Genomic DNA, 13,184 nt, shown 5'->3' with positions numbered 1-13,184 from the left:
GATCCGTGAGGACCGGCGGCATGGTGCTGGGAGCCGCCGCGGCCACCGGCGCGCTGCTCGCCGTCGCCGCCGTGAACGGCCTGGCGCCCGACCGCCCGGTGTCGCTCGCCGCCGCCGCTCCGCAGAACTCCGCCACCCCGCCGCTGGAGCCGTTCGAGGTCGAACGGGACGTGCCGCTGCCCGCGGGGGTGAAGCTGACCTCCTCCCAGGGCGTCACTCTCGCCCCGGACGGGCGGCACCTGATCCTGAGCGTCGTCTACCAGGGGTCCCAGCAGGTCGCCGCGATGAACACCGACGGGACCGGGTTCAGCTGCGTCACCTGCGGGAAGCTGAAGACCGCTCGCGGCAAGGAGGTGTTCCCCGACGGCAAGCGCCTGTGGGTCGAGAAGGTTCCCGACGACTCCGGCGCCGGAGGCTCCAGCGGCGGCATCGGCGACGTCCAGTACGAAGTGCTGGAATGCAAGCCGAGCGTCTACGACTGTCGCACCGGCACGACCCGGCCCGTCCGCTTCCCCATCCCCGGGCTGAAGGAGGGCGCCCAGAACCGCGCGACCCAGATCCACCCCGACGGCAAGCACATCCGCTGGACCGAGGTCCGCACCCTCGAAGGCCCCAGGATGACGATCGGCCGCCTGGTGCGCCGCCCCGACGGCTACCACGTGGTCGAGCCCCGCGTCGTGAACCCCGCCTTCCGGCTCGGCGACGACCCCGCCGACTGGGCCGCGGCCGGCGCCTACTACGAGGCCGGCCAGTGGATGGACGGCGGGCGCACCCTGAAGACCGGCACGACCCTCACCGCCCTCAACTACGACATGGTCGCGCTCGACATGGCCACCGGGCAGCGCCGCCGGCTCACCACCGACCTCGACTACAACGAGATGATCGACCCGACCCCCGACGACCGGTGGCTCGCCTACACCTCGGCCCGCGGCCTGGACCGCATGGAGGTGTTCACGCAGCTCCAGCGCCCGCCGTTCATCGACATGGCGGCCTTCGCCCAGATCGGCCGGGTCGGGCTGTGGAACAACCGCCGCTGCATGAACGAGCGGTGGCTGATGGACCGCGCCGGCCAGCGCGGCACCTACGGCGGCCAGCCGATCGTCACCGCCGACGACTGGGCCATCCGCTCCTGGGCATGGTTCCCCGACGGCACCCGCGCGGTCATCGCCGAAGAGCACGTGACCTCCACGACCGGCGGCAAGGACGACGATCCCGAGATACGTGTCCGGACGCTGCGCTTCCCCACGCGCAAGCCCGTCAAGCCCACCCCGGTGGTCGACCTGGACACCCTGGACCTGTCCAAGTCGACCGTTCCCTATCTGAAGTACCGGGGCGTGGCGTCACGCCAGATCCGCGACCGGACCGTCCACGGGGCCAAGGGCGGCACCGCCCGCCTGACCTTCACCGGCACCTTCCTGGCCGGATCGTGGAGCGTCCGGTACGACCGCTACTCCGACGACGGCCGCAGCTTCGTCACCGGCACCGAGTCGCTGACGACCCCATTGTCGGCCGCGATCGCCACGTGGAAGGCCGACCTCAAGGCCACCGGCCGGAACCACGGCCACCTGCGCGGCTCGCTCACCGTCCGGCCGCCCGCGAAGTTCACCGGCACCGTGGAGAGCGAGATCAACGGACGCCGCCTCTCGGGCGTCCCCACCCAGGCCGACTGCCCGGGCATCCACCAGCCGCCGCTGGCGGTCGCCACCGGCGGCCGGTCGCCTGCCGGAACCGTGCGGGTCCGCGTCACCGCGACCGTCCCCCAGGACCCGACCCCCCGTCCCGTCCGCGGCGCCGCGGTCTCCACCGCGTCCGGAACGGTCACCACCGACGCGGACGGCGTGGCCTACGTCCCCGCCGGCAGCCCGAAGGTCACCGCCACGGCCGGCGGCTTCAAACCGGCGTCGACCCGTCCCTCGACCGGCTGAGATCCACCACCGGTGGGACGCGCATGGCGCGCGCCCCACCGGTCTCGCTCCGGAGGGGCGGCTCAGGCGGGGGTCCGCACCGCGGTGGGCGGCACGGAGCGGGAGTCTCCCAGGAGTTCGATGGTTCCGCGTTTGCGGCGGTAGACGTAGACCGGCGGGTCGGCGAGGTCTCCCCGCGCGTCGAACTTGACCGTCCTCCCCAGTACCGGCACCTGGGCGGAGCCGAGATAGGAGTTGATCTGGTCGCGACCGGTCCTCCCCGCCTTGACCGCGGCCAGGACCGTCTGCGCGGCCATGTAGCCCTCGACCGAATAGAAGCCCGGTTCCGCGCCGAATCGGGCACGGTACCGCTCCCTGAACTTCTCCATCTCCAGGGTCAGCCCTGGACCGCGGTAAGGCAGGAGGCAGGTGCAGCCGATCACCATTCCCTCGGCATCGGGCCCCTCGATGCCGCGTCCGCGCAGGCCCAGTGATTCGTCGTCGCCCGCGAGCAGGGGCCTGGCCTTCCGTTTCCTGATCGCGTCCATCAACCGCTGCCCTGAGGTGGCTCCACCCAAGTACAGGACGATCTTCGCGCGCGCCTCGGCGATGCGCCGAGCGGTGGAGTCGGCTGTCTCACCGACGAACGCAGCGGACTCCACCGGCAGCCCATACCGTTCGAACGCGATCCGGGCGTCCTCGGCCGGAACGCGGTAGGCGGTGTCGTCCTCGTAGGCGATGAAGGCCTTGCTTCGCGGAAACGCGCGGCCGAGCAGGTCGGCGATCCCCGTGGCCTGGCGGGTGCTGGGGGCGATGGTGCGATGCCAGTACCTCCAACCCTTCGACGTCAGCTCCGGATCGGTCGCCGAGGGCGACACGGCGGGGATCCCGTCCGCGTCGAGCGCCTCCCCCGCCCGGGCCGACTCGTCGGAGAAGGGCGACCCGATCACCGCGGCCACGCGGTCCTCGTCGATCTTCTTGACCAGGTCCACCGACTTCCGGAGCCGGGCCACGCCCGCACCGGTGTCGTAGGACGTCAACGTGACCTTGGGGCCCGGCCGCTCGCGGTTGCGCTCCTCGATCGCCATCAGCGTCCCGTTCCGGGCGTTGGCCACGAGCGTCGAGTACTCACCGCTGAGAGCGCCCAGGAACCCGACCTTGACCTCGTCCGGCGGCGAGTCGCCGATCGCGACGACCGCCAGCGTTCCTCCGGCGAGCACCGCCGCCGTCCCCAGCGCCGTGAGCCCGATGACCACCCCCCGGCGGCGGAGCCGGGACCGGCCGTTCGGCCGCTCACCGGACGGTCTCGCAGGAGAGGAATGCAGCCGGTCCACCAGTCGCCTCGCGGTCGGCCGTCGCCTGGGGTCGGCGGCCAGTGCTGCGGGGACCAGCTCGTCCAGTGGCGGCGGCAGCAGGCCCAGCGAAGGTGTTCTGGTGCGGTCCCGTCCCGGGCCCTCGTCGAAGGGGTGCCGCCCGGTCGCGGCGTAGGCGACCAGGCAACCCCAGGCCCAGACGTCGCCCGCGGGACCTGATCTCCCGCTCAGGCGCTCGGGGGCGATCCACCCCGGGGTCCCGATGACCAGCCCGTGCTCGGTTCGGCCGCCCTTCTCGTCCAGTGCGCGGGCGATGCCGAAATCGATCACGCGCGGGCCCGCCATGGACAGCAGCACGTTGGCCGGCTTGAGGTCCCGGTGCACCAGGCCCGCGGCGTGGATGGCGCTCAGGGCGGCCGCGACTCCGGCGGCCACGCCCTGGAGCTCGGCGGGCGGCAGAGGCCCCTGCTCCCCCAGCCGCCTGGCGAGCGAGATCCCCTGGATGTACTCGGTCACCATGTACGGCCGAAGCCCGAACTGGCCCTGGTCGAGCACCTGGGCGGTGCAGAAAGGGGAGACGCGGCGGGCGTTGGCGACCTCGTCGCGGAACCGGTCGCGGAACCCCGGATCGTCGGCATGCCGCGGGTGCACCAGCTTCAACGCCACCAGCGGCGCGACGGGTTCACCGTCGTGGCGGGCGAGGTACACCACCCCCATGCCGCCTTCCCCGATGACGCCGAGGATCCGGTAGGCGCCGACGGCACCGGGATCGGACGGGCGAAGCGGTTCTACTCCCGGGGGCAGTTCCATGGGTGTCCCAGACGTGCGGATCGTGGGCAGGCGGGGGGTCGGTCGGCGGCGGGTTCATGGTCGGACCGAGTCGTGGACGTTGAGCCCGTGGTGGCGGAGCTGGTACATCGAGCCGGTGACTCTGAGCAGCCCCGCCTCGCCGCACCAGCGAAGGAATCTGTTCACTCCCAGAGGCAAGAGCCGGCCCCAGAAGGCCGCGAGGAGGCCGACGCGGCACCGGAGCGGTGGCGCGCAGAGCGCACACAGCACGAACGCTCCGGCGACGACCGATGCGGCCAGTGATCCGACCGCCGGGCCGGCCGCGGGCGTCACCGCCGCGCCGGCGGCCGCGCCCAGGGCGAACGCGATCACGAACAGGGTGAGCCCGAAGCGCCGCAGACCGGCGATGCGCCCCAGACCGCGGGGGTCGACGGTGGCGGTGCCGTCGCGGTCGGCTTGGGCCGCGATGTTCATCAGCCACGCGTACACGCGGTCGGGGTCGTAGGTCGGACGACCGTTCTCGGCGTCCGCGCGGGTGGCCAGGTCGATCTGCACCCGCAGCAGCTCCCGGTCGCTCGGCAGCGCGGCGGCCGCTTCGGGCTCCCCGGCTTCCGATGGCGAGGTGCGGGCGGCGATGGAGGCGCCCACGAGCAGCAGACGCCAGGGCCGTCGCAGCGCGGCCCCCGCCCCGGTCGTCTTGGAGGTGGCGAACACCTTCAGCAGGGCCTCCCGCAGAGCCGCCGCGGGGTGCCCTGCCGGGATCTTCCGGTGCAGGAAGCGATGGATCTGGGTGGTGCGGAGCGGCCGGACGCCGACCTTGGTCGTCGCGTCGAGGGACGCGCCGAGCCGCTCCAACTGGCGGGTGCGCTCGTCTGAGCAGACCACCACCAGCGCGCCGGGGCCCCTGCCGGTGACGTCGGCCCAGCGGTCGAGTGCGGCCACCAGGGCCGCGGCGTTGCGCGGCGGCGCCGGAGGGGCGTCGTCGAGCAGGTCGAGCCCGTCCACGACCGGCAGCACGTGGCGGGCGGCCACGAGTTCGGCGGCGGTGTCCGGCTCGGTGTTCAGCTCCGTGACCAGATGGTCGACCAGCCACTCCTCCACGCCGAGCCCCGGACGCCAGTCCGTCCCCGGCAGCCGCAGCGCGACCATGGGGACCCGGGGTGGCTCCTGCTCGGGATCGACCAGCGGAGCCGCCAACTGGAGGACCAACTCGATCCCCAGGAGGGTCTTGCCTGAGTCCTGCTCACCGACGATCGCCAACCGCCGGCACGACAGGGCGGAGAAGAACGACCCGACCGACGAGGAATCTCCGCCGGGGGCGTCGTCCCCGGGCCCCTGGGATGGCCCGCTCCGCCATGACCCGGCGGCCTCGAAGGTGACCAAGGGGGCCGGGAACCCCCGCAGCAGACGGTGCCGCACCCGGCTCTCCCTGGCCACGACGGCCCGGGCCAGGCGCTCGCACTCCCCTTGCAGCGGGGAGGGGGCGCCGGGATCGACGGTCCGTTTCCCCTCGGCCATCCGCTGCCCGTGCCCCTGCTCCGCCTGTTCCAGCAGCGTCAGCAGGCTTCGCGCGTCGCCTCCGCAGACCGCGGCCAGCGCTCCAACGGCGCCGCGCGGCGGCAACGCCTTGCCGTTGACATAGCGCTCGAGAGAGGACGCGCTGTAGTTCGTGCGGGCCGCGAGCCTCCCGAAACTCAAGCCCGATTCGGCTTTGAGTCGTTTCAGCCCCGCGGCTAAGGCCTGGTCCGGTGACAGGTCTTCCGTCCCGTTCACTCCGACTCCTCGCCGACCTCCGGCGCCACGGCCGGGCGGTTGGTCCACGTCGCTGCCCACAGTGAGCGTACCGGAGCGGACCGTCAAAGCAACGGGCGTCCACCTCGTCCCGGCGGCCGCCGACCCCCGTGGCGCCGTCGCAGATCAGGACCGTCCCGCGTCCCATGGGATCCCACGGGACGCCGGGCGGGTGCACACGACGGCGGCCGCGGGCCACGTTGAGGGCATCGGCGATTCCGTTCCGCGGCTCCGGTCAACGCCGAGGCTTTCAGCTCATGCCGGAGCCGCCTCAAGGAGGAAGCGATGTCAGCGACCTTGAAGAAGACCATCGTGCTGGGTTCCAGCCTGGCACTGGCGGCCGCCGGGGCACTGAGCCCCATCGACTCGGCCTCGGCGGCCGCGCCGGAGACGACCGTCGCGGCGCCTGCCACGGCGTCCGCCGCGAAGGGCCGGTGCGGCGGCAATCTCCCCGCCACCCCCAAGCGCTGGACCTACTCCAAGGGCTCGTGCGGGCTCATCGGATACCCCGGCGCCTGGCACAGCTTCCGGTGGACCGCGACCCACAAGTACGCCGCCCTCCAGGTGAAGACGTACAACACCCGGGGGCAGGCCTACTGGGTCAAGTGCGGCTCGGGAGGCGGGGTGTGCCAGGTCCCCATCGGCAACAATGCCTTCACGCCCCAGTTCCGCGCGTGGAACGCGGTGGCCTTCTCCCACATCTACATCACCTACTAGGCCCGCACCGGGCCTGAGACGAGGCGGGAGGAGCGCCCCGAAACCGCCGGCGCGGCGGCCGGTCAGACCTCGAAGGTCGACGGCGGGGCGCTCTTCCCGCTCGTTTCACGGCCTCGCCCCGGGCGCCAGCCAGGAGTCGAGCGTGTAGTCCTTCTTGATGAGCGCCTGCTGGACGAGGAACGTCTTGGTGCTTTCCAGCAGCTTCAGCCCCTCGGCGGGGAAGGGCTCGTCGGGCAGCTGGTCCTTCAGCGTCGTCTTGACCGAGATGTCGGCGGCGTACCCGCCGGTCCCGGCCACGTACGCGGTGTAGCCGGGCCAGTCGGCCTTGGCCGCCTGCGCGGCCTTGGCCTCGGCCTTCTGCCACACCCGGACGATGTCCTCGTGCCCGGCCAGGTACTTCTCCGTCACGACGGTGACGGACGTGCCGAGCAGGTCCGGATGGTCCCGGGACGCGACGTCGATCGACTTGTAGCCCTTCTGCTCCTGCGCGGCCTGGTCCGCGGCGACCAGGCCGCCCGCGTCGATCGAGTTCTTCTCCAGCGCCGCGATGATCGCCGGCGTGTACATGTGGATGATCTCCTTCGGCCGCACCCCGGCCTGCTCCAGCGCGCCGAGCAGGTAGCGGTGGATGTAGGAGCCGGTCTGGACGCCGATGCGCTTGCCCTCCAGGTCCTTGAGGGACGCGGGACCACCGTCCTTCTTCGCGACGATCGCGGCGTCCAGGCGGATCGAGTTGAGCGACAGCAGGCGGGTCGGCAGGCCCTGCCCCCTGCCGATGAGCGCGGGGGTGTCCCCGTACTGGCCGATGTCGAGGGAGCCGCCGGCGAGGGCCTGGTTCAGGTCGGGGCCGTTGGGGAACGTCGCGACCTTGATCTTCGTGATGCCGGCGGCCTTCAGCTCCGGCAGCAGTTCGCCCCGCTGGTCGAGGAACCCGACGGCGCGGGTCAGCTTGTTGCCGGCCCCAGCCCCGATCACTCCGATGCGGAGCGTCCCGGAGCCGCTGTCGGCCTCGGACGAGCCGCACGCCGCCGCGGCGAGGACGAGGAGGCCGGCGGCCAGAACTCTGGGAAGTCTCACGTTGTCGCCTTTCACAATGATCTCTTGTCGCGGGGTTCAGGAGGTGAGGGGTGCGCCCGGCCGGCCCAGGGACGGGCCGATCGCGAGCCTGGCGCCCGGGGTGCGCCCCCGGCCCCAGCCGATCTGCGCGCGGTAGGCGCCGAGCGTCCCGTCCGCGGCGAGCGCCGCCTCGTCGGGCGGCTCGGGCAGCGCGTGCGAGCGCGGGTCGACGAACAGGGCGTCGACCGGGCAGTACGCCTCGCACATGAAGCAGGTCTGGCAGTCGCTCTGCCGGGCGATGACGGCGATGCCGTCCGGGCCGCGGTCGAAGACGTTCGTCGGGCAGACGTCGACGCACTTGTCGCAGGCGATGCACCGCTCCCGCGAGACGAGCTCGATCACGACTCCACCGCCGCGGTCTCCGGACGCGTCCAGACCTCGTCCAGGCCGCCGGTGACGAGCCGGTGGTGCTGGGCCGGGTCCTGGTCCGGCAGGTCCTGGCGCTTGTGCATGCCCCGCGTCTCGGTGCGGGTGAGCGCGGCCCCGTACATCCAGCGGGCGTGCGCGGTCATCGCGGCGGCCGACCGCGCCCGGACGACCCCGCCGCCCTCCTCGCGGAGCGTGCCGCGCAGTTCGCGCCACGTCCGGTCCAGGACGTCCAGCGCCGGGGCGATGCGGTCGCCGTGCCGCAGCAGGTTCTTGTCGTAGGGCAGCACCTCGGCCTGGACGGCGGCGACGTAGTCGGCGTGCCCGCCGGACGCGTGGCCCGCCGGCCTGACGCCCGCCTCGCCGAGGGCGTGCACGGTCCGCGTCCCGGCGCGTCCGCCGAGCCCGGCGGCGTACCGGGCGGCGCCCTGCCCGGCCCAGGTGCCGGACGACATCGCCCACGCGGCGTTGTGGCTGCCGCCGCCGGTGAAGCCGCCGCAGACCAGCTCGCGGGTGGCGGCGTCCCCGGCCGCGTACAGGCCGGCCACCGCGGTCGAGCAGTCGGCCCCGGTGATCCGGATGCCGCCGGTGCCGCGGACGGTCCCCTCGGCCAGCAGCGTGACGGGGAACAGGTCCGTGAACGGGTCGATGCCCTGGCGGTCGAACGGGAGGAAGAAGTTCGCCTGCGCCAGCCGCATCGCCCGCTGCTGGTCGGGCGTGGCCCGGTCGATGCGGCACAGCACGGGTTCGCTGAGCAGCGTCCGGGCGATCACCGACCTCCCCCGCCGGCTGCCCGCGCCTTCCAGGACCGTCCCGTCCGCGTGGTAGAAGGTGGCGAACGAGTAGAACGCCGTCTTGGTCACGGACGTGAAGGCCGGGGCGATCGCGTAGGCGTTGGAGAACTCCATTCCGGACATCTCCGCGCCCGCCTCCGCCGCGAACAGCGCACCGTCCCCGGTGTTGACGTCGCAGCCCAGCGCCTTGCTGAGGAAGGCGCACCCGCCGGTGGCGAGCACGACCGCTCCCGCCCGCACCTGGAACGGCCGGTCGTCCCGCAGTTGGTAGCCGGCGGCACCGGCGACGGCGCCGGCGTCGTCCGCGAGCAGCTCGGTGATGGGGCTGTGGTCGAGGACCCGGATCCCCGACCGGCGGACCCGCACACGCATCCGCCGCATGTACTCCGGCCCTTGCAGGCCGCGCCGGATCTGGCGGCCGTTCTCGTCCACCGGGAACGGGTACCTGGAGATCTCGGCCAGCTCGTTCATGTTCGCGTAGGTCTGGTCGAGGACGCGGGCCATCCACCCGCGGTCGGCAAGGTAGCCGCCCAGGCCCTCGCGGCTGGCCATCGCGGCCTCCCGGGCCTCCGGGTCCGGCTCGACGTACCAGACGCCGGTCCCGGCCGACGCCGTCGCGCCGCTCGTCCCGAGGTACCCCTTGTCGGCGAGGACGACGTCGGCGCCGGCCTCCGCCGCCTTGATCGCGGCCCACGCTCCGGCGGGGCCGCCGCCCGCGACGAGCACGTCGGCGGTCAGGTCGGTCATGATGCCTCCTTGGCAGTCGCGCGGGTCTGTCGAGCGGAGCTCGTCGGTTGAATGGCGGCGGGTGGGGGCTGGAGGACGGTCGGTCGAGCGGAGCTCGTCGGTTGAACGGCGGCGGGTGGGGGCTGGAGGACGGTTCGCGCTCCGAGCCCGTCCAGCAGGTCGCGCCGCAGCGCGATGAACCCCGGATCGTCCAGCGACCGGGGCTGGGGAAGGACGGCGTACTCCCGCTCGATGCGACCGTCCGCGAGCAGCAGTGCGCGGTCGGCGAGCAGGAGCGCCTCCTCGACGTCGTGGGTGACCAGCAGGACCGCGGGCCGGTGCTCGGCCCACAGGCCGGCGACGAGCGCCTGGGCGTTGAGCCTGGTGAGCGCGTCCAGCGCCCCGAACGGCTCGTCGAGCAGGAGCAGGTCGGGCGTCCGCACCAGCGCCCGGGCCAGCGCGACGCGCTGCGACTCGCCGCCGGACAGGGTGAGCGGCCACGCGTCGGCGCGGGCGGTCAACCCGACCTCGGCCAGCGCAGCCTCGGCCCGCTTGCGGAGGTCGCGTCCCCGCAGGCCGAGGACGACGTTGTCCCACACCCGGCTCCACGGGAGCAGGCGGTGCTCCTGGTAGACGACGGCGCGCTTTCCGGGGACGCTGATCTCGCCGCTCCCCTCGCCGTCCAGCCCGGCCAGCGCGCGCAGCAGCGTGCTCTTCCCGGAGCCGCTGGCACCGAGCAGCGCGACGAACTCACCGGGCGCGATGTCGAGGTCCACCCCGTCCAGGACGGTGCGCTCGCCGAACACCCGCCTGAGTCCGCGGACGCGCACTCCCCTCGCCACCGTCGTCGTCATCGCGCCACCAGTCCCCTGCGCCACGCCAGGGCGCGCCGCTCGATGAGCCGCACCAGCAGGTCCGTCGAGACGCCGAGCAGCGCGTAGACCACGAGCACCAGGAAGACCGTGTCCATCTGCAGGAACTGGGTGGCCTGGTTGATGACGAAGCCGATGCCGCTGGCCGTCGCGGACTGCTCCACGACGACGAGCGTCAGCCACGCGACACCGAGCGACAGGCGCAGGCCGACGAGGATCTGCGGGAGCGCGCCGGGCAGGATCACCTTCCGGACGAGGCCGAGGCGGCCGAGCCCGCAGGTCCGGGCCGACTCCACCAGCCGCTCGTCCACGCCGCGGATGCCGTGGAACACGTTGATGTAGAGCGGGAACACGACGCCGACCGCGATCAGGCCGACCTTGGACGTCTCACCGATCCCGAACCAGATGATGAACAGCGGCACCAGCGCGAGGTGCGGCAGCATCCGGACCGCCTGGACCGGCGCGTCGATGACGTCCTCGCTGATCCTGAACAGCCCGGAGAGCAGGCCGAGGACGAGCCCCGCCGGCAGCCCGACAGCCAGGCCCTTCAGAACCCGCGCCAGGGAGACCCCGAGGTTCTTGAACAGCTCCCCGGACGACGCCATCTCCCAGCCGCGGACGGCGACGTCGCTGGGCGGAGGCGTCGTGCTGCCCAGCCAGCCCGCGCGGGCGCCGGCCTCCCACAGCGCGAGGACGGCGACGAGGCCGCTGACCTTGCGGGCCCGCCGCAGCAGGGACAGCAGCACGGCCCCGGAACGTGCGGCGATCTCGGGCGGCACCGCCGCGGGAATCGCCGAGCGGGGTGGATCGAGCAGGTCGGTGGACATGGGGCACCTCCGGAAGAGGGGAACGGAAGGAAGGCGGCACAGGGAGGGCGGCCGAAAGAAGAAGAGGGTGTTCGCCGGTCAGTGGCGTCGGCGCACGAAAAAGCGGCTCAACAGGACGCGCTGCACACGCGAAGAAGGTCGACGTGGCGCCTCGCCACCAGGACCTCCGCTGCGTTCATGCCCACAGCATGCACGCGCCCCCCGCCCCTGGGAACCCCCCAAGAATCCCCCACCACCTGCGAAGACACCCGCAGCCAGCACGTTTCCCGATAAAACCTACCGTTTTACCTGGGAATACATGAAGACGCTCCCCCGTCACCGCTCGTCCTCACAGTTACGCAGATCACAGCGCTCGCGAACCTCAGTGCAGACGCACCGTGACAACACCTCTACGGACAGTCCGCCCAGATGTCCGTTACGGAGCACACGCCGCGATCTCACACAGGCCCCCGTGCGCAACCCTCCTGCGGCACGGCGTAGGCGATCACGAACCAGCAAGGCACCGGACCGCACCGGCATCAGCGCAAGGCCGCCCCGCCGCCCGGGCCGATGCCCCGGCCCCTGACGCCGTCGAATTCCTGATCGGAGAGTTCCTCTATGGATGCTCGCCCAGGTCAGAGTCCGCCGATCGCGGTCGGCGGCTTCCCAGTCACTTTCTGCGGCCGGTGTCCGATTCGCCAAGGATTTTTTTCGTAGCGCGGCGCTTTTGCGATACACCTGGCACCTGGGATGGACGCGGCTCCCGTTCAGACTTATGAAATGCGCTTCCCCAGTCGTCGGCGGCCATGAAGAATCAATCCGCTGCTGTCTACGGCAGGGATTCGCCCTGGCCGACCGGCTGCGACCACTCGTACCGCCGATCCCAGCGCGGCGACCGCCCGCCCCTCCTCGGTCCGCCCTGACAGGATTCCTCGCCCAGCAGCGACGCGATGCCGCGGGTCACCGTTCCCTCCAGCCCCGCCGAGCGTGCCGCAGACCGCCCCGCACAGGATTGGAGATTTTCATTTCATCAGACATCTCCACCTTGCCACGCAACACCAGACACTGAACTACTTCTTGCCCGAGAATGCCGATATCACCACAGCCTCACGATTCGGCCGTTCCGAATAGCAGGTTCCATACGATAGATTAATCTGGTCAAGCGCCGCCCGGGCATGCCCTTTCGCGCTTGCCGGTGGCGCCGGAGTTCTTCACAAGGAGCATTTACGCATGAGTCATCCTAATGCGCCCGCGCCCGTCTGGAGAAAGAGCAGCCGGAGCAGCGACCCCGACCTCGCGGTGTGCGTGGAAGTGGCGTCGATCGGCAGCACCCGCGCCATCCGCGACTCCAAGGACCCGGAGGGCCCGCGGCTGTCGCTGTCCATGGCCTCCTGGCGCGCGTTCATGGAAGCGGTCAAGTCCGACGGCTTCCAAGCCTGAGCAGACGGAGGCGGAGGCGCGGATCCCGCAGTGGACCTCGCGAGCGTACCGGCGACCGCCGCGCCTCCAACCGACAGAGCGACCACATCACCGCAGGTCAAAAGCTCCGCGCTTGATCTCGTCCAACATCCCGCGTAAGACGGCCTTGGGTAGGACGATGGTCGTCCGCTGAGGCTCCTTGGTATCCCGAATGGCTCCGTAGGACGCGGAAGCGGCAAGGGAGACGCACCCTGTGTCCGAGCCGGATCTCTTACTCTTGCGCCAAGACGCCTTGTCCCAGTCTCCTTGACCGCCCATTACCTCTTCCGTCCTCGGGGGAGCATCGCGGTGGTTCTCGGTGAGAGAGGACGGCGCTGTCCGCGAGCCCGATCCCTCGGCGGCCGGATCGGCTGGATTCCCGCGACGCTCACGTGATCGCCGACAATTACCGAAGATAAACAATCTGTGCGGGCATACAAAATTTGCTCCCCCACTATACGCGGGGAGCATAGTCGTGTCCAGATCCGGAGAATTACATCCCAACGCCCATCATCCGGGCGTCGCGTCGAGC

At 71.7% G+C, this 13,184-nt stretch carries 11 protein-coding genes; 3 read left to right on the top strand and 8 right to left on the bottom strand.

The window, feature by feature from the left end; all coding sequences use genetic code 11:
- The first annotated feature begins 5 nt into the window (after positions 1–5).
- Positions 6–1,925: a carboxypeptidase-like regulatory domain-containing protein gene (locus ABWI07_RS14975; protein ID WP_353818878.1), complete on the top strand. Its 1,920-nt coding sequence runs from the start codon at positions 6–8 to the stop codon at positions 1,923–1,925.
- Positions 1,926–1,987: 62 nt separating this feature from the next.
- On the opposite strand, the gene ABWI07_RS14970 is transcribed toward ABWI07_RS14975, so the two are convergent.
- Positions 1,988–4,027 carry a bifunctional serine/threonine-protein kinase/ABC transporter substrate-binding protein gene (locus ABWI07_RS14970; RefSeq protein ID WP_353818877.1) on the bottom strand — a complete coding sequence of 680 codons (2,040 nt, stop codon included), beginning with the start codon at positions 4,025–4,027 and terminating at the stop codon, positions 1,988–1,990.
- A 54-nt stretch (positions 4,028–4,081) separates the two neighbouring features.
- Complete coding sequence (locus tag ABWI07_RS14965) at positions 4,082–5,779, bottom strand: helix-turn-helix domain-containing protein (RefSeq protein WP_353818876.1); 1,698 nt, start codon at positions 5,777–5,779, stop codon at positions 4,082–4,084.
- Positions 5,780–6,082: 303 nt separating this feature from the next.
- Here ABWI07_RS14965 and ABWI07_RS14960 point away from each other — a divergent pair, with 303 nt between their 5' ends.
- The gene (locus ABWI07_RS14960) at positions 6,083–6,514 is read left to right on the top strand and encodes a hypothetical protein (RefSeq protein WP_149256972.1); all 432 of its coding nucleotides are present in this window, start codon (positions 6,083–6,085) and stop codon (positions 6,512–6,514) included.
- Positions 6,515–6,619: 105 nt separating this feature from the next.
- On the opposite strand, the gene ABWI07_RS14955 is transcribed toward ABWI07_RS14960, so the two are convergent.
- Genes ABWI07_RS14955 through ABWI07_RS14935 form a run of 5 tightly spaced genes read right to left on the bottom strand, consistent with a single transcriptional unit; the run spans position 6,620 to position 11,215 of the window.
- Entirely contained in the window at positions 6,620–7,591 is a 972-nt protein-coding gene (locus ABWI07_RS14955; RefSeq protein WP_353818875.1) for an NrtA/SsuA/CpmA family ABC transporter substrate-binding protein, read from the bottom strand.
- Between the two features lie 36 nt (positions 7,592–7,627).
- Entirely contained in the window at positions 7,628–7,972 is a 345-nt protein-coding gene (locus ABWI07_RS14950) for a 4Fe-4S binding protein (RefSeq protein WP_353818874.1), read from the bottom strand.
- Positions 7,969–9,537 (bottom strand): FAD-dependent oxidoreductase, encoded by a 1,569-nt coding sequence (locus ABWI07_RS14945; protein ID WP_353818873.1) that lies wholly within the window; start codon positions 9,535–9,537, stop codon positions 7,969–7,971. The genes ABWI07_RS14950 and ABWI07_RS14945 overlap by 4 nt, the downstream gene beginning before the upstream one ends.
- Positions 9,534–10,370 carry an ABC transporter ATP-binding protein gene (locus ABWI07_RS14940; RefSeq protein ID WP_353818872.1) on the bottom strand — a complete coding sequence of 279 codons (837 nt, stop codon included), beginning with the start codon at positions 10,368–10,370 and terminating at the stop codon, positions 9,534–9,536. The genes ABWI07_RS14945 and ABWI07_RS14940 overlap by 4 nt, the downstream gene beginning before the upstream one ends.
- Positions 10,367–11,215, bottom strand: a complete 849-nt coding sequence (locus tag ABWI07_RS14935) for an ABC transporter permease (RefSeq protein ID WP_353818871.1) — start codon at positions 11,213–11,215, stop codon at positions 10,367–10,369. The genes ABWI07_RS14940 and ABWI07_RS14935 overlap by 4 nt, the downstream gene beginning before the upstream one ends.
- 1,209 nt (positions 11,216–12,424) lie before the next feature.
- Between ABWI07_RS14935 and ABWI07_RS14930 the strand changes: the two genes are divergently transcribed.
- Positions 12,425–12,634 carry a DUF397 domain-containing protein gene (locus ABWI07_RS14930; protein ID WP_353818869.1) on the top strand — a complete coding sequence of 70 codons (210 nt, stop codon included), beginning with the start codon at positions 12,425–12,427 and terminating at the stop codon, positions 12,632–12,634.
- An 87-nt stretch (positions 12,635–12,721) separates the two neighbouring features.
- Here the strand turns inward: ABWI07_RS14930 and ABWI07_RS14925 are convergent, their stop codons facing one another.
- A complete protein-coding gene (locus tag ABWI07_RS14925; RefSeq protein WP_353818868.1) occupies positions 12,722–12,931 on the bottom strand; it encodes a DUF397 domain-containing protein in 210 nt (69 codons plus the stop codon).
- Positions 12,932–13,184: the final 253 nt, after the last annotated feature.

The organism is Actinomadura sp. NPDC000600 (genome assembly GCF_040492135.1).
Taxonomy (GTDB): Bacteria; Actinomycetota; Actinomycetes; order Streptosporangiales; family Streptosporangiaceae; genus Spirillospora.
Note: the sequence above shows the minus strand (reverse complement) of the source record. Positions and strands in the feature narration are given on the sequence as shown.